The organism is Clostridium sp. YIM B02555 (assembly GCF_022320955.1).
In the GTDB taxonomy this organism is placed as follows: domain Bacteria; phylum Bacillota; class Clostridia; order Clostridiales; family Clostridiaceae; genus Clostridium; species Clostridium saccharoperbutylacetonicum.
This window is the reverse complement of sequence record NZ_JAKJJY010000007.1, coordinates 219,103-238,597: the sequence shown is the minus strand read 5'-3', so window position 1 is coordinate 238,597 and position 19,495 is coordinate 219,103. Positions and strand designations below refer to the sequence as shown.

The window sequence follows — 19,495 nt, the reverse complement described above, 5'->3', positions numbered from 1 at the left end:
TGATAATATCAGCTTAATCTAGAGCTTAAAACTACATTTTTATGTTAAGCCAAAAATTTACGCATAACACAATCGTGCTCTCTTTCTTTAAAAACTTTGTATCCAGCTCTAGCATAAAGCTTTTTAGCACTAGTATTATGATTCATTACTCCTAGCCTCATTTCAATAAGTCCTTGTTCTTTAGCTAATTTTTCTACCATCAGTAAGGCTTGATAACTATACCCCTTTTTTCTATGGGCTTCATTAATTAAAAAATCACCAATAAAAGCTTCACCTGTAACACCAAGTTTGTCCTCATTTAAAAACCAAATGCTTCCAACCTTTTGCCCATTTGCAGAAATATTATATAAATACGTATCTGGAGTTGAAAATCCATTTTTAAATATATCATCATACTCCCATACAGCAAACTCATGTGCTGCCTGCTTGGTATCAAAACGTCCACTAAGTAATAATTCAGCTTCATAACTAGTTATTGCTGAAAATATATAGTGATTGTAATCCTCTATTGTCATTTTTTCTAATTTGATATCTTGCATTGTATCCTTCTCCAATCTAATTACTTAAGCTGTCCTTATATTATTCTAATTCTTACAAAATAAGCCTTGTATTATATTACCTTAATAGTATCATTTTTGGTATTATATATCAAACTTTTGCGTATTTTTCATGATACTATGGATATTAAATTTAAGAATCAAACTTATAAATGGAATATACATGCATCATTGAGAAATTATAATCGTAACACTACACTAGAAATCAGATACATTTTTCTGGAAGCAGGCATGTGAAATTGAGCTGATGATGGTTCTTAATGGGGGCTTGTTTTATTTACAGCTTGTCCAGATTTTACATCTGGAACACGCTGAAATAACGACAAGCTGCCATTTAGAACCTTCCAGCGAAAATTTCACTAGTCCTGTGGAAGATAAATGTATCTGATTTCGGTAATTGTTGCATAAGTCTAATTTTTGCTTTCGATATCTATACCTTTAATTCTATCTGACTAGAACTATAAATAAAATAATGACTTTGTGAAGTCAGTTCATTCACAAAGTCATTATTTCTATTATATAGCACTTTTTATTAAATTAATTATCTCATCCTGTTTCATGCCATTAGTTATTGAAATAGAATATGACATATTATTTGCACTCCAAACCGCAACTTTTATAAGATCATTATCTCCTTTTAATTTCACATTGCTTCCATTTACATTAACAATATTATTAGTCTCATAATTATTATAGTCACCACTTATATCTTCAATTCCTTGTCCCATTCTAAATATAATATCATTTTCTTTATTCATATAGCATATTTGAAATACGTTACGCGATATTGTATTTATATACTTTATATTATATTTGCCTAATAATTCCTTTGGCACTGTAATTTTAAATTTCAAAGCTTTTTGAGCATCATCTATAGTATCAAAATTTTCAATAGGATTTATTATATCAATCCCATCTTCTGTATTAGTTTTTACAATAGCTGCTGGCTTACCATCCCATTTACCGTTTTGATCTACTTTATAACCATCTGGAGTTACTGTATTTTCAGCCATTTCTCCATTATTTAATAAGTAGTACCAATTGTCATTAGTCTTGACCCAGCCCCTTTGCATTATGCCATTGTTGTCCATATAGTACCATTTATTATTTATTAGCTTCCAACCTATCAATAGCTCACCATTAATCGAATAAATCCATTGTCCATCTTTATTCCTCACAAAAAAACTTCCTACTGCTTTCTCATCATTGAATAGAAAATTATACATATTAATTGGTACATATACAATATTATTGTCTACTATTGGTTCAGCACCTAATTCATGCATCATAGTCAATCCTATTGCATTACTGCTTGAATAATAATAGCCATCCATTCCAATATAAACATTTGTTTTAATTTTACCATTATCTAAGCTGATAATTTTATTATCCTTATCCGCCTCTACTTTAAAGCCAAGACTTTCTGCTGTAATTTTAAGTGGAACCATAACCTTGCCTTTATATATTAAAACTCCATTTCTTCCAATTTCAATATTCTTCCCACCTATTATCACCTTGTTAATATCTAAATCCTTTGGTGCATAGCTTGATATTGGCAAAGCGTCATTAGTAACTTCTGTGTTAGAGTTTTGAGTATTAAAATCTGCCGCAAATGCTGAAACAGTCATCCCCATAATTGTTACTGCTGTTAATAAACCTATCATTAATTTTTTCATAATATACATTCTCCTTCTAAGTTACACATTTATTTACCTTTTCTAATAGTAATACAATACAACCTAGAAAAATGTTGCAAATAACTCAAAATTTTTATTTATTACATTAATTAGTCCAACATACATACATTACTTAGTTCATATTTATTAAAACAATGCTTTTTCAAAACATTTTAAATTTTCCCATATTACATTTTGAAAATGAAATTTTGTCGTACCTACATAAAGATATCCAATTTTAGGATATAGAGTTGCCGCTGGAATATTCTCTTCATAGGTATCAAGGCGAATAACTTTATATTTTTGTTCTTTGGCATATTTCTCAATAAAGTTCATCATTATTCTTGCTTTACCTTTCCCGCTTTCAGAAGGTCTAATGCATAAGGTATGTATGACCATCACTTCACTTGGATCAGCCTTTGTAATCCACTGAATGTTTTCATATTCTTTTGGTTGAATACTATTAAGTACCACACAGCCATATATTCCTTTTTCATCTTCTCCAACAAACATTGAATTCTTCTCAATAGCACCTTTAGCGTAATCAATTGTTGGATAAAGCCCTTTTTGCCAATTTGTATAAGACACTGTTTGTGCTTCATAATCTAAAATCTCATTATATATTTTTTCTATTTCTAAAGTATCATCTATTGTAGCAATTCTAATCATCGTTTTTCTCCCCACATATTTTTATTTTCAATCTGCCCCTTATAATAATATCAAAATATTTCTCTTGGAATCAATACCTTCATCTTCACTACAATTTTCACTACACTATTAATTTTATTTTTAGCAACAATCCCAATTATATAAGACCTTAGTAAAGTCAAGTTTCTTTAAATCTTCTTCGTTTATAAAAAAGTTGGCTATTCCACCATCTCCAAACATTAAGTCACACTCATCTTCACAATCAAGTTGAAGTAGCAAAGTATCAAAAGTTCTGAGTTCTTCATTTTCCCTTGGATCATATTGAACAAAGATAGGATATCCTCCTATCCTACATCCATCACCACTTAATTCATCTAAATACGCATTTCTTTCTTCTTCCAAAAATAAATATATAAGAAAAATTACTAATTATATTTTTTATATAATGAAACAAAATCAATCATATTACTATTTTTACATACTCTTTTTATTTCATTTCTAACTTCCATAAGAGCAAATCCAAGTAAGTTTTCTCCACGCCATAATTCTGGATTTTTAATCTCCTCATCATTCTCAGACATCTGTATTCCCCATATATTATCATAAGGACTTGCCTCAACTAATATTTTGTCTTCTGTTGAAAGAAGATATGCTTTCAATTTTTCATTCTGCATAAACTTATTATAATTTCCATTTACAACAATTGAATACTTAATGTTATTCCAAATATTTTCATCAAAGCCTCTTACTTTACGTCCTAGTCCCTTTATTTCATTAGGATTATTACAACTCATAATTTTACCTTCTATTTCTTTATCTCCAAACAATCTAGCTTTTTCTGCCATCATATATTGTTCCATAAATAAATATTTAGCATGTCCTACATCAAAGCTACTCTTCCACCACTGGCTGAAGCAAGATTTGGTAATCCCCCCATCTTTTTTAGGATGATGCCCCCAAAAATAAATATATTCCAAATTCTTTCCACTTTTATAATCTGAAATAAGGTTATTTAAATCATATTCTGGCTTACCGTCTTTTTGCCAAGTGTATGTCCAATAATCATTATGTTGATAGATACTATCATCTATTTCCCATCTTTTAGGCTTCGGAAACATCTCCATATAATTTTTCTTCTCATCTTCTTTTAAATTATCAAACCACAAATAAAAATCCATAGCATATCCTTCACCATATCCCATTCTCCAGCCTATACTGCCATTTGGAATGTTCGGATACATTAGCCATAGTGGAGCCATTAATTGGTTATCATTTTTATTTCTCATAATATTCTTTCTCCTTATATCTCTTAAATATTCTTACAAAATTTAAAAGGTTATTTCGTTTCCTTTAGTTGGTTTAAAAAATCAAATTCCAATTTAATTATCTCACTCATAGAAACTTCTTGACGATGTCTGCCTTCCAATGAATCGGCTTTCGCCCATAGGAATGGATAAAAACTTATTCCATTATCATTACTTATTCTTTTCATATCGTCTTTCCATGTATTCCACCTATAATCCATGTAATATGTGTCAGTATCTCCATGAAATGCCCAATATAAGAATTCTGAATAAGAAATCTCCATCGGCTCCCATTCTAAACAGTCAGGTGCAAAATAACTAATATTACTATCATCTTGCATTGCAAATAAGCCACCTAAAACATCTTCTGCAACAATAATATCAGACTCTGGAAATAAATCATTTCTTTTATTGAAGTCTAATTCTCCAGATCCATACAATCTAAGCCAGTTTTCAATTATAATTCCACCAGTTTTAAAAAGAATTGTTCCAAATAAACTTTTTTCATTTATTTCATATCTTTTTTTAATGCAATTCAATACTTCAATATCAACCTGAAGAATTTTTATCTCTTTTTTAGAATTTTTAACACTTTCTAAAATACTTTTATATCTGTCCATTTATCTATCTCCTACAAATTACTATTTATGTAACTTTTCAAATTACTAATTAAATATACTTTCACGTCTTCTTAAATATTAAACTATAGGCTCACTCTCTGCCAAAAAATATACTTCACTCCAACACCAATCTACCAACAGCAGCTCTGAAGTTTCAGACAACTTCTGTAATAACTTTTCAGCATTTGTAATATCATTTTTTTCATATATAACAAGCGTTAACCAGATATTCTGTACCATATCATTTTCATCATAATCGAAGAATGCAGTAACATTTTCATTAACTCCATATGCAGAAGTATTTTTATGTTTCATCTTTTTTCCCTAATTTACATTTTTAAAATCCAATCTGCGAATTCTTTAATAATTTCCTCAGGATTAGCTCGCTTGTTTTGTTCTGCAATTAAATCATAATATTCAAGTTCATGAATTATTAAAGGTAGAGCTTTTCCAAATTTTTTTTCAATTATTCCTTCTTCATGGAGCTCTTTAACCACTTCAACACATAGTTCCACAAATCTGCTAGTTATTTCATCACCTAGTTTTAACGCTTTATCAAAATCTTCGTCCTCTTCCTCATCTGAATAATATAAATTATTTTCCTTAATCCACTGGCTTATCCTTTCGCCATCTTCTAAATTTTCTCCCCAATTGTCACCAATAATTAATTCTTCATTTTGCAACCAAAATGCAAAATTCCATTTTGCTTCTGCATTATCAGATGCATCTTCTAATGCACTTTCATATTGCTCCATAGTGTTGTATCCAAGTGTAATCATTGGCCTTCTCGGATCATCTTCTGAATTTGAAATATATAATGATATAACGTAAATATCCTTAATCACGTCATTATTCCATGATAAAATTTCTGCTTTTATACTCTCAAATACATATTTTTTTAAGCTATTCATGTAAATTTCCTCCTAACATATAGAATTGCTATTTATATTAATAATATTTAAACTAGAATTAGTGTGTCACTCGTCGAAATCTTCTGAAGCTTCAAAATTAGAGTAATAGCTTACGAAATCGTCAATTAATAAATGTCTGTTGCGTACATATTCGGATTCTACACCACCATTTTTAAGACTTTCTATCCATTCAGCATCTACCATGCAACCAACATCCATATTTATACCATACTTTGCCTTATTAATAATTTCTATGTCCTTTACTTCACCTATACAAAACAAATAACCGCATAAGAAACGTAAATATTCACTGCTACCATTTTGATAATTAATAATCTCTTTTTCGAGAAGTTGTCTGATTTCAACATGGTATTTCTCACTAAAATCAAAGTCATATCTCTTTATCAATACTTCCACACGTTCTTCATTATTCAAGCTCTTTTATCCTCCTAAATTATAATCTTTTAATTGTTTTTCTCTTCCAATATATTCCTCAACGAGTTTCCAAAAACCTTCAAAATCATTATTAAGATATGTTTCATTTTCTAATTCAACATATTCATCGTAGTTTTCAATATCAATCTTCTTGCATTTTTCTAACATTTCAGCCTCTTTTGTTGCTCCACAATTTTTTAATGCAACAATTGTTTCATTGACATAATCTTTTGTTGAATCATTAAAAAAGCCTTCTAGCCCTTCCATTTGCAATTCAGTATCATAATCAATAATAAAAATAACATCTTGTACAAATTGTGGATACCTTTTAATCTCATTTCTTTCTATTGGTTCACTATATATATCTGCCATTGATTGCAAAAAATCATCAGCACTCATTTCATTTATTCGTTCCAAAGCTCTATCGATAAAATTCATCATAAAATCTCCTTATCACCCTTCTTTAAATAAGGTTCTTTATTAATACTATTGCTCTGTTTCTATGCTTACTATCAATTATTCCATCAAAATATAAGGAATAACTTCTACCACAAGCCCTAAATTTACGAAGTATTACATTCTCCATATTAAGTATAATATTTCTTCCTGTAACTTGATCAATATAACTCTTTTTATCTTTATGCTGTAACCAACATTCCAGAAGCTCTCCAGATTTAACTACAAGCCAGCCATTACCTGCTTTTATTGGTTCATCATCGCTACCATATGTAAATGTTAATGCATATGTATCGTTATCTAACTTCACACTTTCCATACAATATATAGAACATAATTCAGTAAGTTCAAATAACTTCTTTTCTTCTATCTTCTTACCATCAATACCATAAACTGAATAGAATATTTCGCTGGGTCTTTCTACGTGAAATATGCTTCCGCCATTTGCTGTTACCTCAACTGCCTCATAATTCTTCCAATTGATAACAGGACTATTCTTTTCAAAAAATGCATCCAAAAACATACCTTCTACATAAACTTTGCGTTCCTTAATAGATACTCCTTTATCATCAAGCAAGCGATGCAATATAATATTTTCATCAATTGTTGAAAAGGCTTGTATTCCTTCTTCATTATACAAGCATCTACTTACCAATGGCTCTTCTATTTTCACACGCTTTACTGACTGAAATTGTTTGGCTTTAGAAAATTTATATTCTCCTAGCTTTGTAGGCTTTTTATTAAAAGTTCCATCAGTATAAGATAATATCTTATCTCCATCTCTAAAAATATGTTCAGCTACTGATGCCATTGGTTTACAATCCTTAATATCCTTCCTATCCCCTATTGGCAAGCATACCTCCCTATTTAAGAATGTTTTTGAGTATCCAATTACACACCAAATTTCATCATTTGGCCCTTCGAACAGATCATATGGGACTCCTTCAGATTCGCAGTAACATGTGGTTTGTAAATTTTCCATATCCATTTTAATATAGCAAAAGTTATCTTTATATTTCTCTAGTTCATCTAAATGTGATGCAATATCAGATGCATCTTTATAGTCATTTATATTAAAGAGTATTTGATTCTTTGATGGTAAATAACACATATCTCCTGTGCTCAAGCGGAAATCAGCATCGATATGTATACCATAAAATTCATTGATATTATAATTGCTGATTTTAAAAATGCTATTATCTATAATTAAATCATCCAAAGTTTTCCCTCCTAGATATGTAAAACATAAAAAATATTCCTCATAAAATTAAAATTTTGAGTTCAATAAATTAACACATTTCAAAATTTTTGCTAACAATAAATAAAGTTATAACTCTAAGAATCCAATTTTTTTATAAAGGTTAATAGCACCAGAATTTTTAGCATGCACATATAAAACCAAATCTTCATATCCTAAAGCTAATAAAACATTTATGCTCTTTTTCAAAAGATTCCTTGCCATACCTAGTTTCAAATATTTCTTAACTGTAAATAATTCTGAAACAAATGGTCTATCTTTATATAAACTCACAAGAATTACAGCAGCAATTTCCCCATTTTGTTTAATTTGGAATGATGCATCTTGAATAAATGCTCCAAAAGTACTTTCAACAACACTATGAATCTCCTTGTTTAACTCTTCTAAAGTTTCACCATTGAAGTCCGCTGTATCTTTAAATGCTTCTAACATCGAAACTGATAATCCATGTATATCATCAGAACTTATCTTATCAAATGTATAAATTCCTTCTAATTCTTGTGGCATAAGTTTGTAAATCATACCCACTCTTTTACTCATATATGCTATTCTCCTATTCTTTTCTTGTTTTAACATGTATTCAAATGATATTAATATCTTCATAATCTTCTACCCTAATGTTTTAATAATTTCCTCGATTGATATAGGCATATAATTATTAGCATCAACTCCTACATCGTATGCCTTTACTTCATTTTTTAGCATTTCAAGATTATATATAATATCTGAATGTATATGTCCATGCAAATGAATAGAACCATGCCCTTTTTTGTTCCATTCCAGTATAGGATAATGAAACAGTACAAATTTATAATTTCTATATTCAATTTCGTGATAATCTTTAATCCATTGAAATAAGTCTTTATTAAAAGCATTGTCCTCAATAAAATTATCATGATTCCCTTTTATTAAATATTTAGTACCACATAATAATTGTAAATAATGATTGGCAATTATGCCGCCTTTCATAGTAAAATCCCCTAATATATAAACTTCATCATTAGGTGTTATAATACTATTCCAATTTTTTATCAGCCTTCCATTCATTTGATCCACTGTATGAAATGGCCTATTTGTGTGCTTGATGATTTTTTCATGATTAAAATGTAAATCTGATGTAAAATAAATCATGTTTCTCTCCTGCTCCGCTAATATACTATTTTAATTTATTACACTAACAATAAGAACATTTTTAATAAGGTTCTCTCATCAGATACATGTAATTTGCTCCATTAAAGCATTATTGCAGCCATTTTACATATATACTTAACTCTTCTTTTGTATTCAGCCTTTTGAAAATTTCGAGCATTCCATCCTCTTGATAGTATTCTCTTACTTCAAAATTAATTAATATATGCTCCTGATATACTGATTTAAAAAATTCCTCTGCTCTTAATTGTTCTATCGATTTTATCAAGGTGTCAAAAAAGTCCTCTCTGAATTGTAAAAATTCATCGGTGTAATTACAGTCTTTATTTGAAATAACATTTTCATTTTCTATAATATACTCCAAAACAATTTTGTTGCATTCTGGAAAGTCATTTTCTGAAATAGAATGATCATTCCATTCATCTGAGCAATACTTGTAATATAGCTCCTCTGAATCTGCAGTAGTATAGCAATAACCTTCAGCTTCAAACTCATCCGTTGTATTTCCGTTAAAAGAAATACAATAAGACTTTGGATGATTTGTGGCTATATAATCTGGAACGATTATTGTGAATATATATGGTTTTTTATCCTTATACTTATCAATAAATTGTGTGAATACAGATTTTATCTCCTTTATAAAAGCCTCTTTAAATTTGTCAAAAGGAAAAGATTTCATCGCTAATTCCTCCTAATATAATATAAATAACTGTTATTACGCATTTTTCAGATTGGTGCAACACCTTTTACAAAGCTCAATAATCCTTTCATAATACTTATTTATATCTGTTTTCTTTTTTAGTTTATTTGATAACTTATCAGTTCCTCCCCATATAAAGAAAACAACATGTTCAATTTCATAAGGTTTTAAAACTTTAAGTTCTTCTATTAAAATTTCTAAGGTTTCACAAGTTTCAATAGTTTCTAATTTTTTAAAAGGCTTTTCATCATAACATGCAAGTAAACATTTTATAAGTACAGGAATAGTTTCAGCATTAACTCCATGCTTTTCTATAAACGCTTCTGCAAAATGACTTTGAACTGACTGATGCTCATTATCAACCTTGTCCATATAATCTATTATCAAGTTATAATACTTTTTGCTTAATAAACCCAAGCCAAATGCTCCATAAGTTCCAGGTCTGCAGCATTTTTCTGCCTCAACATCTGAATACCATTCATAGTCCTTAATTATTGCACACCTAACATATTTCTCTATTTTAGGATAAAGTTCTGGATAAGCTAAGGCGTTAGCAAAAAATATTTGAGTTTTTGATTTACCAATTTTCTTTATTGGAAGTAAATTTTTATTTTGGGATTTTAAAATTATTTTATAACTTGCTGGGAAATCTTTTTGCAACAAATTGATTATTAAATCTAATGATTTTGAATAACTTGACTCTATTTCATTTTTTATTGTAATCCTTATTTCTGCAAAAGCATCATTAGCCGTGAATTTCAAATCATCATCTTCATACATAATATCTTCCTTGGTAAATTTCCCTGTTCCAATTTTTATAATATTAACTGCATTCTTATTGCCTAGTTCTTTTGCTTTTTGTAAAAATTTCAAAGCAGTATCTCTGCAATATGCAGGTTCATATTTTAATATTAAAATTGCTGCATAAATTAACAATTCACTCTTTTCAAAACCATATATTCTTTCTTCTCTAAAAAAATTATTCTTTATCCATTGTTCAAGAGAATAAATTATATGTTGCCTGCTACTCTCCAAGCTATTTGTATTTTTAGCATTTAGCTCAAATATTTTATTAAATATTTTAATGACATACTCTGCTTCTATTTTATTAAATAGCTTAGCATCCAACATGTATCTACATAGAAAAAATATATCACTTTCTTTAGTTGGATAAACGCCATTTACTATATTATTTTCAATATATTTTTCAATTTTATTTGCTAAAGTTTCCTTTTTTTCATTATTAATATACTCTAAAACTGTCAATTCTGTTTTTCCTTCTTGTATTCGAAAAGTTCCTTTTATTATATATTTATAATCAAACCTCTTATCAGCTTTTAAGGTTTCCATTTTATTTTTCAATTTTTCTTGTAAAACTGGTATTACTTTATTTATTAGCTGGTCTTTTGTAATTAATTTTATTGCGTCATTTCCTAAGTACTTTACATCTGCACTAGAATAACTTAATTCATCTAAAAATATTTCAATTCTTCCCATGTTATAATCAAATTCAACTGAATCATAAATACCAACTCTTAAATCACTTTTCTTAAAAGCTCTTTCTATATCCATAGGTGCTATAGTCTTTCCTAAGCCTTCAAACAGTAACTCAAAAGCTTTTAAAATATCAGCACTTATGATTTGTCCTATATCCATTGTACTTCCCCCAATATAACAAATTAAATGTTTTCCTTTAAAACTTTATAGATATTCAACTAAAGAATTACTCAACTTGAATATAAAGATAAATATGTGTTATCAAAATTCTTATTTTTCAAATCTTCCTTCCTAATGAAGAAATGTATTACTCCTGAATCCCACCATGAAAAACCAATTTTATCATTAGAATCTATTTCAAGTAGCATTACCATATCATGTATTTCTTGCTCAGCCTTTTCTTTATTACCACCTAAGGCTTTAATTAAGATTTCTTTTTCACTTTCTCTATAATTATATTGGTGCTTAGCTATTATTTTTAATGCAGCTTCAAGCTCAGCATCATCATGCTGTCTTTCTGGATATCCATAAACTTTTCCAACACAATTATCACCAGTATTTTCAAATCTTATATCCTCTTCTAATGAAAAAAATGCATCCGAATCTTCTAGAATATCATAATCTACATATGCATAATTAGGTATTTCAATTGAATTTCTGCCATTTACTTTATATGGAGTAAATGTTTGCTCATGTTCTTCTTCTAACACTGTTGGCTTTTCTGGTTTCATAAGATTAAGTTTCTCATTTTCCTCAATATAAATAACTTTATGCTCAATATCATATGCTGGTTCATCTATCCCCATGAAGAAATAAATCATTCCCTTTCTAGGTAAAAGAGCATTTTCATCACAAAAACTAATTTCTTTTAGATTTAATTGCGCTATAAAAGTTAAAAGCTTTCCTTCTGCATTTTTAGGCCACTGAAAGTTCTCTGGAACATCTGGATAACCACCTACCCTTGATACTCCTTTAAACTTGTAATTATCTTTTTCAGTGAGATTTAAATAAATAATATTTTTAATGTTTTCACATATGTAATCTTTAACTTCTTCCAATTCATATTTCTTTATTAGTTCTTCTAATTCTTTCAAAACTCTTTCTCCTCACATATAAAACTATATCTATATAAAAATACGTGTCTTTTTAATATAAATACTGCATTAACTAAATCCACATATACATATTTCATAACTTTTACAAGTATCCAAGTCTATTTAATTAAGCTATTTTCTAACATCTACTATTTCTTGCAACTTAGTAGAATCTTTTCTTCCAGAAATAAATTTTAAATTTGAAAAATCAAGCATATTATCAACTCCTAGATTTTAATCATATCAGCTCACTCTTCATTACAATATCTATAATTATACTAATATGTATCTGTTGATACAAAATCCCAATCATCATTATCTGTTCCATTTCCAATAAGCCAATATAATCCGCGATGACGCTCAAATACGATACCTGACTCTAATGTGCTGGTGTATTTTTTCATCATAGCTTTCCTCGGGTTATATGACATAAGAACATTATATTATGCCATTCTATGGGTAAAAAAATATCTTCAAGAATATTAGAATCTTTTCGAAAATCACCTCTAACATCTGAAGATATATAACAATTAAATCAGTAACTGGTATGTTTTACTCAAAGGTCACGTCTTCTACCCTAAGCTTTTCTTTCAGTTTAGGATAAATCTTATAGTAAAGATTATTACGCAATATAGAATGATAAATAGCAAAGATTATGGTAACAGCAATTAAAACAGCAGGTACTATATATAGTGCAGGATTATTTAGAAAGAACCCGAACACGTCAAACTTTTTATCAATCCACTTCGCATATACGTAAACCATCAAAATTATAAGAAGAACAGGAAATGCAAAAACTCCTGACATAATATTTACAATATTCATTTTTTTATGAATAGATTGAAAGTGCTCCTCACCTATATAACGTTCTAATAAAAAGCATTGTTTTTCAAAGGAATCACTTTTTTGAACTTGAAGATTGTTCTTAGTAATATGTCTATGTAAAATATCTAATTCATTACTAAATTCCAAAGCTTCATGCAAAATTTTCCCAAAGCCCACGAATATACCTCCTAGAAATATAATTTACAGTTTTATATTAATTTGTTAATATTAATTATATTATGAAATTCTATGTTTGACAATATTCTAAATATTCATCAAGAATTTTAGGATATTCCTTTCGCAGTTCTTCTATCTGCTTTTTAGAATACAATTCTCTATCTTCTTTATGTGAAATTAATTGAGCATCTAGTTGATCTGTATGTTTTAATGCCTCAAGTTCTTTTTCATATCTCAAAATATCACCCTTCTCTTAGATTTAATTTCTCCAAATGCAAAGTTCCTCAAGGTTCTTTAATTCCTCTACACCATCAATACTTTCTAACGAAACAGTACCTAATTCTAGAATTCTAAGCTTATTTAAATATTTCAAAAAATCAATTTTATGAATCTCAATACAGCAATCCATAAATCTCAAGCCTTCTAATTTTGTAAAATACTTAAAATCATCAGTATTTAATAAGCTCTCATTTTCAGCATCTTCTTCATACTCTTCTTTTATATAACTGCCTTCATAAGGTTCGAACCTTACTATAGATTCTTCAAATTTACTGCTTTCCATTGATATCTTTTCAATTTCTTCATTAAAAATATCTGCTTCTTTTTCAACTATTTCCTCCTTTAGTTCTAAAGAATAGCTGTCGCTCCACTTATTTATTTGAATAAACTCATCTATGGAATTAAATTTCCTTACATTATATATGCAGCAAAATTCATATTCATCACCACGATCACTTGGTATAAATATTTTAGGTGGTGCCTGAAGACTTAATTGAAGCTCATAATCATTGCTAGTCCCAATTCTAATATATTTTATTTTCTTTAGATCTTCTTCTTTTAATATGTTGTCATCCTTATTTAAAAATTTACACACGCATTCTTGTAACCATTTTGATTTCAACTTTATTTCCATTTGTCCCTCCTATTTTTTATAAATAACAATAAGCAAATAGCGTGTAGGTATCTATGTTATTCACTTACAAAATTATCCCCATCCATCTTTATTTTCTTCGTACTCTAATCTCATAGCTTCTAAAAATTCTATAATATCCTTATATATTGCTCCATCTATATCTGCTCCATTCTCATGATCCAAGTATGAAAATGATAAGTTTTCATTATCAGGAGTAAACAAACACAACCAATAAGAAAAATATTCATCTGTTTTAACATTTCTTTTTTAATTCCTCATAGAAAAATTCTGTCGTAGGAATTTTTATTTCACGGCTTGCTGCTAGTTGAAGTAATTTTCCAGAGAATACTTCTAATTCACTTTGTCTGCCTGCTTCCATATCTCTCTGTAAAGAACTTGTTGCTTGGTCAGACTGTTTGTACATTATACGATTAAAATGGATTTCTTCTAAATTATCATCAATGTTAATTTTTAACTCTCGAGCTACCTTACAAGCTTCATTAAGGAGTAATTTCACTTGCATGATTGCAGTTTCATTTTTTCTAAGCTCTCCAATTGTTGCATTATAATAAGCTGTTATAACATTAAACGCACAGTTTAATATGTACTTTTCCCATATAGCAGCTATTATATCCTTTTCTATTATGCAGGTAATCTCTTCACTTTGTAAAAGTTTTTGAACTTCTAATAGGATACTATCTTCAAGGTTCTTCTTTACTTCACAACCTATATGAATATTACAATATGAACTGGTATGATGTATTATAAAATCTTTATCCGATCCTGATATAATATAAACTAAACCATCAATAATAGTGCCTTTCCCTATTAATCTACGGGCTTCCTCTGAAATTCCAACACCATTAAGCAAAGGAATGATTACAGTATTCTCATTAATCATTGGCAATATTTCAGCACATACCTGTTCCAATGAGAAATTTTTCACACAAAGAAAAATATAGTCCATAGCCCCCATTTCTTCAGCATTATCACTTGCCATTTTAGGATGTATCACTGTCTCTCCATGAGCATTACTACATAATTTTAGTCCATTTTGTTTTATTGATTCTAGACGTTTACCTCTTGCAAAGAAGTATACATTGTCAAAATGCTTTGCAAGTATGCAGCCAACATATCCTCCAACTCCGCCCATTCCAACAACGCAAACCTTTTTATTATCCATATTTAATTCCCCCTCTTTTACGCTTATATGCTATTTTTTATTACAAAATATTTATGCTTACTTTCAATTTAAAATGTAATTACTCCTGCTATAGTTGCAATTAAATCTGATACAAGCTCCACAAAATTTTTAATTATTCTTTCTAGAAAGTTCTGTTTTTGGAACTTGTTTAAAAACTTGATTAAGTGATGATATTAAAGAATTGTCCATATATTTATAGCCTGAATTTACTTCATTCATATCAAAAACTGTTTTCAATTCATCAGCTAGTCCTTCATCCAATTTAGTTTTAATCTCATTTAAATCATCAACAACTATTATATTTCTTCCCCTAGCTAAGGCCAAAACCCCTGTAACTATATCCATGTCAGCTGCTTCATCTAGGATTACAAAATCAAAAATGCAATTATCATAAATTGAATTTATAAAGAAATCCCTTGCTGAAGTTAATATAGGATAATTAACTTTTTTCTTTATTGGTTCATTTTCCTCTTCCTGAGAAGTATTAATTCCTTCTATAAACTTAAAATTTTCATACAAACCACACTTTAATACTTCCATTGATTTCTCTTGGATTTTTTCTATTTCACTACCAATTTTATTTTTATCCAAATCATTTTTTAGTGCTTTTATTTCTTCATTTATTTCATCAACTTTCCTGTCATTATAAACTTCTTCCATGGCTTTTTCTAGCAATTCAGGATCAATATCATAAAAACTAAAATCCCAAATACTATACTTGAAGATAAACATTATTTTTGTAAAAAAACCTATATGTCCTTGTTTTTTGATGATTGAAATATATTCTTCCTTAAAGGCTAAAAGCTTTTCTTGGTTAAATTTCAATATAGCAGGATGTATATTAACTTCTTTTGATTGAAGTTCTTTTTCAACTTTAGCATTTTCAGCTAATAAATAAGTTTGCTCTTTTTCTAAACTTTCGATTTTAGCTATATTTTCTAATTTTTCAACCAGCTCATTTTGAATATTTAGACACTCTTCTTTTTTATCAGCTATATTTTGATTGCCAAACATACTGCCAGAATTTCTAAGCCATTGTTCGCAAACATTAATAAAATTATTACCTTCTTCTTTTAAATGATTTACAGTGAAATCAATATCTGATTTTTTTAATATTTCTAAATATTTTAAGGTAGAAAAATTATCCTTAGTTACTATTATTACATTTTTCCCCTCTAAAACAACAGTTGCAGTAATATTTAAAATAGCCTCAGTTCTCTCCTCTATTGATGCACTTTCTATAATACTTATTTTATTAGTGACAGCTTTTTCTACTGCTTCTTGTTGTCTTAAATTAAACCCATATGGATATATTGCAAAATCAAAATCCTCTATGGTCTCAATTTCCTTAGGATTTAAATAATCTACAAGGGCACTATTTGGATTTATCATAGATATTCTTTCAAAAGCTTCACTTACCCCATTATTATAAACATTATATAAATCAAGCTTCTTTGCAACTTCTCTGAAATACATAAAATTATTTTCAACAACAGCTTCATCAAATCCATTATCACTAATATTTAATTGTTCTCTCTCAAATAGCTTATTTTCTCCATTTTTAAAAATAATTTTTACTATGTTAAATTCCTCAAATATTATAGCCATTAAAATATTTGTAATTTTAACTTCATTTTCATAAATCACAACATTCTTAAGTTCAATAAGTTTACCTTCAGTACTAAGCTTAATCTGGTCCTTATTATAAGTATTACTTTCGCCATTTTTAAATCTCACTTCAAGTTTGTCTTCTTCACTTTGATAGCAGTCCACTATCTCTTCCGTTTTATCTTCATCATTAATCAAAATTATACTATTCTCAATATTCAAAATAATTGCTCCTTATGTTATATTCAATATGCCTTAATTATTTTAATATCCCATAAATCATATTTTATTACCCTTTTATTTAAATATAGCATTAAGCTTTCTCAATAAATTTATTATTTATCACTTCATCTAATTCTGGAATTGATGTTGATGCTCCTAAGCGTGTGACTGATATAGCTGCTGCTTTGGATGCTAGTTCCAATGCTTCTTCTACCCCATATTCCTTTGCAATACTTCCAATAAAATAACCTAGAAATGTATCACCAGCTGCAGTAGTATCTGTAACCTCAACACTATAGCTATTATGTTTCAATTGTATATCCTTAAAGCGGTAAAAAGCACCTTTTTCGCCTAAAGTTAAAATAATTTTTGCATTTGGAAATTTATTAGCCACTGCCTTAATTAATTCTTCTCCATCTTCTTCCGACTCAATTATCTCTCTTGCTTCAACTTCATTTAAAATAAAATATTCTACATTATTTAAAGGATATTTTAAAACCTCGGAATTCATTGGTGATGGATTAAATACAATTTTCAAACCTCTTACATAAGCTTCTTCCATAATTTCTTTAATACAGGAAATCTCATTTTGTAATATAATAAAATCCCCATTTTCAAAATTAGATAAAACCTCTTTAATATACTCTACTGATATTTGTTGATTAGCCCCTCCAAATAATAATATACTATTTTGTCCAGTAATATCTTTTTGAATAATTGCATGTCCTGAATTCCCTTTAACCCTTTTAATATATTTGGTATTTACACCAGCTGACTCTAAAGCATTAATAAGCATAGCTGAATCTGATTCTCCAACAGCTCCAGCATGATACACTTGTGCTTTACTTCGGCTTAATGCAATTGACTGATTTAAGCCCTTGCCGCCACAAAATATATCTAAGCTATGTGAGGCTTGTGTTTCTCCTGGTTTCATAAAGTGTTCAACACTGTAAACATAATCTATATTCAAGGATCCAAAACTAAGAACTTTCATCAATTCATACCTTCCCTCTAATACTCTTATAGTTTCATCTGTTAGATTTCTAAGTCTATGTTCTTCTATAGTTTGCCAATTTTAATGTATATTATATCATAAATTTGTATAAAATAATTAAAACTGAGAGTTTCAATAATATTAAAATTTCATCCTAGAAATTTCTTCAATTATAAACTCTTTAAATTTTTCTGCCGATGAAGACATATTCCCATTTTTTCTCCATCCCATATGAATAGTTCTATAACAATGGTTTTCCTTTATTTTTAATATGGCTACTCCATCAGCTTTTAAATTAGGCGTATTGGGAACAACAGAAATACCTAAACCTGCACTTACAAAGCCTGTCCCTATCAGACTATTTTGACTTGGTTTCATTATCACCTTTGGTATGAAACCACAATTTTCAAATAAGGAACAAATTTTACTTTTTGTTCTTTCTGAATAAAACACAAAATTTTCATCCTTCAAATCTTCTAACGATATTTCAGTATTTTTTGCAAGATGATGATTTTTAGGGACTATTAAAACAAGTTCCTCTCTTTTTATAGGAATTGATTCCACTTCTTTGTTATTTGTTATATTAGCCTCAATTTCATCATAAAAACCTAAGTCGAAATTTCCATTTTCTAAACCTTTTAAAATATTCACAGTTGATTCCATGCAATATTCAAATTTTATATTTGGAGATTCATTTAAAAATTCACTTATTATTGTTGGAATAAAATGTGTTCCAATTGTATACAGTGATGCAATTGAAATTGTCCCTGTAGTTGGATTTACCATATCTTTTAATTCTTGAATTCCTTCATTAATTTCACTAATAGCAGTTTCGGCATGTTTAAGAAACATACTACCATAACGAGTTAATCTTATATTGCGTCCATTTTTTTCAAATAGAGATACTTCCAATTCTTCTTCCAATTTAGAAATTGCCTTACTTAACGCTGGTTGCGTTACAGAAAGTAAATTTGCTGCCTCAGTAAAATTTTCTGTTTCAGCTATTTTTTTAAAATATTCTAGCTGCTGCCAGTTCATTAAATTCCCCCTTAGTACTTCTTATATATATTACAGTTATCAATTTTCAATACTCCACGGTCAATGAAGGTTGCTTTCCTCTAGAAATGCTTATGTTATAACATTTTTTGCAATATATATTATTTTAATATTAACTACCATATTTAAAACACATAACTATAAGTTATAGATTCCATGAAAAAATTTAATTGGACTCAATTAAATTTTAT

23 protein-coding genes and 1 pseudogene are annotated in these 19,495 nt (G+C 28.7%); all 24 read right to left on the bottom strand.

Going from position 1 to position 19,495, the window contains the following annotated elements:
- Positions 1-44: 44 nt before the first annotated feature.
- The 24 genes and pseudogenes from L3B98_RS12680 to L3B98_RS12565 all read right to left on the bottom strand — a co-directional run bounded on the left by L3B98_RS12680 (position 45) and on the right by L3B98_RS12565 (position 19,286).
- The gene (locus tag L3B98_RS12680) at positions 45-539 is read right to left on the bottom strand and encodes a GNAT family N-acetyltransferase (protein ID WP_238916900.1); all 495 of its coding nucleotides are present in this window, start codon (positions 537-539) and stop codon (positions 45-47) included.
- A gap of 533 nt (positions 540-1,072) precedes the next feature.
- On the bottom strand, positions 1,073-2,233 hold the full coding sequence (locus L3B98_RS12675) for a stalk domain-containing protein (protein WP_238916899.1): 1,161 nt from the start codon (positions 2,231-2,233) through the stop codon (positions 1,073-1,075).
- Positions 2,234-2,380: 147 nt separating this feature from the next.
- Positions 2,381-2,902 carry a GNAT family N-acetyltransferase gene (locus L3B98_RS12670; protein ID WP_238916898.1) on the bottom strand — a complete coding sequence of 174 codons (522 nt, stop codon included), beginning with the start codon at positions 2,900-2,902 and terminating at the stop codon, positions 2,381-2,383.
- Between the two features lie 120 nt (positions 2,903-3,022).
- Positions 3,023-3,280 (bottom strand): annotated as a pseudogene (locus tag L3B98_RS12665) (YwqG family protein); the annotation flags it as partial.
- A 26-nt stretch (positions 3,281-3,306) separates the two neighbouring features.
- Positions 3,307-4,167: an NADAR family protein gene (locus L3B98_RS12660; RefSeq protein WP_238916897.1), complete on the bottom strand. Its 861-nt coding sequence runs from the start codon at positions 4,165-4,167 to the stop codon at positions 3,307-3,309.
- A gap of 50 nt (positions 4,168-4,217) precedes the next feature.
- Positions 4,218-4,805 carry a DUF2625 family protein gene (locus tag L3B98_RS12655; RefSeq protein ID WP_238916896.1) on the bottom strand — a complete coding sequence of 196 codons (588 nt, stop codon included), beginning with the start codon at positions 4,803-4,805 and terminating at the stop codon, positions 4,218-4,220.
- 78 nt (positions 4,806-4,883) lie between these two features.
- Positions 4,884-5,120: a hypothetical protein gene (locus tag L3B98_RS12650; RefSeq protein ID WP_238916895.1), complete on the bottom strand. Its 237-nt coding sequence runs from the start codon at positions 5,118-5,120 to the stop codon at positions 4,884-4,886.
- 14 nt (positions 5,121-5,134) lie between these two features.
- Complete coding sequence (locus L3B98_RS12645) at positions 5,135-5,716, bottom strand: hypothetical protein (RefSeq protein ID WP_238916894.1); 582 nt, start codon at positions 5,714-5,716, stop codon at positions 5,135-5,137.
- A gap of 66 nt (positions 5,717-5,782) precedes the next feature.
- Positions 5,783-6,151: a hypothetical protein gene (locus L3B98_RS12640; protein WP_015394024.1), complete on the bottom strand. Its 369-nt coding sequence runs from the start codon at positions 6,149-6,151 to the stop codon at positions 5,783-5,785.
- A 6-nt stretch (positions 6,152-6,157) separates the two neighbouring features.
- A complete protein-coding gene (locus L3B98_RS12635; RefSeq protein WP_238916893.1) occupies positions 6,158-6,589 on the bottom strand; it encodes a hypothetical protein in 432 nt (143 codons plus the stop codon).
- A gap of 25 nt (positions 6,590-6,614) precedes the next feature.
- Positions 6,615-7,826, bottom strand: a complete 1,212-nt coding sequence (locus L3B98_RS12630) for a hypothetical protein (protein ID WP_238916891.1) — start codon at positions 7,824-7,826, stop codon at positions 6,615-6,617.
- Between the two features lie 108 nt (positions 7,827-7,934).
- Entirely contained in the window at positions 7,935-8,405 is a 471-nt protein-coding gene (locus tag L3B98_RS12625) for a GNAT family N-acetyltransferase (protein ID WP_238916890.1), read from the bottom strand.
- A 69-nt stretch (positions 8,406-8,474) separates the two neighbouring features.
- Positions 8,475-8,996 (bottom strand): metallophosphoesterase family protein, encoded by a 522-nt coding sequence (locus tag L3B98_RS12620; RefSeq protein WP_238916889.1) that lies wholly within the window; start codon positions 8,994-8,996, stop codon positions 8,475-8,477.
- A 109-nt stretch (positions 8,997-9,105) separates the two neighbouring features.
- On the bottom strand, positions 9,106-9,693 hold the full coding sequence (locus L3B98_RS12615) for a DUF4303 domain-containing protein (RefSeq protein ID WP_238916888.1): 588 nt from the start codon (positions 9,691-9,693) through the stop codon (positions 9,106-9,108).
- 36 nt (positions 9,694-9,729) lie between these two features.
- A complete protein-coding gene (locus L3B98_RS12610; protein ID WP_238916887.1) occupies positions 9,730-11,370 on the bottom strand; it encodes a DUF6138 family protein in 1,641 nt (546 codons plus the stop codon).
- Positions 11,371-11,441: 71 nt separating this feature from the next.
- Positions 11,442-12,305 (bottom strand): YwqG family protein, encoded by an 864-nt coding sequence (locus L3B98_RS12605; protein WP_238916886.1) that lies wholly within the window; start codon positions 12,303-12,305, stop codon positions 11,442-11,444.
- A 278-nt stretch (positions 12,306-12,583) separates the two neighbouring features.
- Positions 12,584-12,712, bottom strand: a complete 129-nt coding sequence (locus tag L3B98_RS12600; RefSeq protein WP_238916885.1) for a DUF4272 domain-containing protein — start codon at positions 12,710-12,712, stop codon at positions 12,584-12,586.
- Positions 12,713-12,857: 145 nt separating this feature from the next.
- Positions 12,858-13,307 carry a DUF6097 family protein gene (locus tag L3B98_RS12595; RefSeq protein ID WP_238916884.1) on the bottom strand — a complete coding sequence of 150 codons (450 nt, stop codon included), beginning with the start codon at positions 13,305-13,307 and terminating at the stop codon, positions 12,858-12,860.
- A 70-nt stretch (positions 13,308-13,377) separates the two neighbouring features.
- Positions 13,378-13,545: a hypothetical protein gene (locus L3B98_RS12590; RefSeq protein WP_238916883.1), complete on the bottom strand. Its 168-nt coding sequence runs from the start codon at positions 13,543-13,545 to the stop codon at positions 13,378-13,380.
- 21 nt (positions 13,546-13,566) lie between these two features.
- Positions 13,567-14,220: a hypothetical protein gene (locus L3B98_RS12585; protein WP_238916881.1), complete on the bottom strand. Its 654-nt coding sequence runs from the start codon at positions 14,218-14,220 to the stop codon at positions 13,567-13,569.
- Between the two features lie 253 nt (positions 14,221-14,473).
- Positions 14,474-15,403 (bottom strand): 2-dehydropantoate 2-reductase, encoded by a 930-nt coding sequence (locus tag L3B98_RS12580; RefSeq protein ID WP_238916880.1) that lies wholly within the window; start codon positions 15,401-15,403, stop codon positions 14,474-14,476.
- Positions 15,404-15,532: 129 nt separating this feature from the next.
- Positions 15,533-17,254: a hypothetical protein gene (locus L3B98_RS12575; RefSeq protein ID WP_238916879.1), complete on the bottom strand. Its 1,722-nt coding sequence runs from the start codon at positions 17,252-17,254 to the stop codon at positions 15,533-15,535.
- Positions 17,255-17,345: 91 nt separating this feature from the next.
- On the bottom strand, positions 17,346-18,248 hold the full coding sequence (locus tag L3B98_RS12570; RefSeq protein ID WP_015394041.1) for a ribokinase: 903 nt from the start codon (positions 18,246-18,248) through the stop codon (positions 17,346-17,348).
- Positions 18,249-18,389: 141 nt separating this feature from the next.
- The gene (locus tag L3B98_RS12565; protein ID WP_238916878.1) at positions 18,390-19,286 is read right to left on the bottom strand and encodes a LysR family transcriptional regulator; all 897 of its coding nucleotides are present in this window, start codon (positions 19,284-19,286) and stop codon (positions 18,390-18,392) included.
- Positions 19,287-19,495 lie beyond the last annotated feature (209 nt).

What these genes read in the sequence shown, in the direction of transcription:
- L3B98_RS12645 (WP_238916894.1), bottom strand. Translation starts at nt 5,716, where the DNA reads ATGAATAGCTTAAAAAAATATGTATTTGAGAGTATAAAAGCAGAAATT.
- L3B98_RS12625 (WP_238916890.1), bottom strand. Translation starts at nt 8,405, where the DNA reads ATGAGTAAAAGAGTGGGTATGATTTACAAACTTATGCCACAAGAATTA.
- L3B98_RS12580 (WP_238916880.1), bottom strand. Translation starts at nt 15,403, where the DNA reads ATGGATAATAAAAAGGTTTGCGTTGTTGGAATGGGCGGAGTTGGAGGA.
- L3B98_RS12635 (WP_238916893.1), bottom strand. Translation starts at nt 6,589, where the DNA reads ATGAATTTTATCGATAGAGCTTTGGAACGAATAAATGAAATGAGTGCT.
- L3B98_RS12565 (WP_238916878.1), bottom strand. Translation starts at nt 19,286, where the DNA reads ATGAACTGGCAGCAGCTAGAATATTTTAAAAAAATAGCTGAAACAGAA.
- L3B98_RS12610 (WP_238916887.1), bottom strand. Translation starts at nt 11,370, where the DNA reads ATGGATATAGGACAAATCATAAGTGCTGATATTTTAAAAGCTTTTGAG.
- L3B98_RS12620 (WP_238916889.1), bottom strand. Translation starts at nt 8,996, where the DNA reads ATGATTTATTTTACATCAGATTTACATTTTAATCATGAAAAAATCATC.
- L3B98_RS12675 (WP_238916899.1), bottom strand. Translation starts at nt 2,233, where the DNA reads ATGAAAAAATTAATGATAGGTTTATTAACAGCAGTAACAATTATGGGG.
- L3B98_RS12570 (WP_015394041.1), bottom strand. Translation starts at nt 18,248, where the DNA reads ATGAAAGTTCTTAGTTTTGGATCCTTGAATATAGATTATGTTTACAGT.
- L3B98_RS12600 (WP_238916885.1), bottom strand. Translation starts at nt 12,712, where the DNA reads ATGATGAAAAAATACACCAGCACATTAGAGTCAGGTATCGTATTTGAG.
- L3B98_RS12680 (WP_238916900.1), bottom strand. Translation starts at nt 539, where the DNA reads ATGCAAGATATCAAATTAGAAAAAATGACAATAGAGGATTACAATCAC.
- L3B98_RS12660 (WP_238916897.1), bottom strand. Translation starts at nt 4,167, where the DNA reads ATGAGAAATAAAAATGATAACCAATTAATGGCTCCACTATGGCTAATG.
- L3B98_RS12670 (WP_238916898.1), bottom strand. Translation starts at nt 2,902, where the DNA reads ATGATTAGAATTGCTACAATAGATGATACTTTAGAAATAGAAAAAATA.
- L3B98_RS12585 (WP_238916881.1), bottom strand. Translation starts at nt 14,220, where the DNA reads ATGGAAATAAAGTTGAAATCAAAATGGTTACAAGAATGCGTGTGTAAA.
- L3B98_RS12655 (WP_238916896.1), bottom strand. Translation starts at nt 4,805, where the DNA reads ATGGACAGATATAAAAGTATTTTAGAAAGTGTTAAAAATTCTAAAAAA.
- L3B98_RS12615 (WP_238916888.1), bottom strand. Translation starts at nt 9,693, where the DNA reads ATGAAATCTTTTCCTTTTGACAAATTTAAAGAGGCTTTTATAAAGGAG.
- L3B98_RS12650 (WP_238916895.1), bottom strand. Translation starts at nt 5,120, where the DNA reads ATGAAACATAAAAATACTTCTGCATATGGAGTTAATGAAAATGTTACT.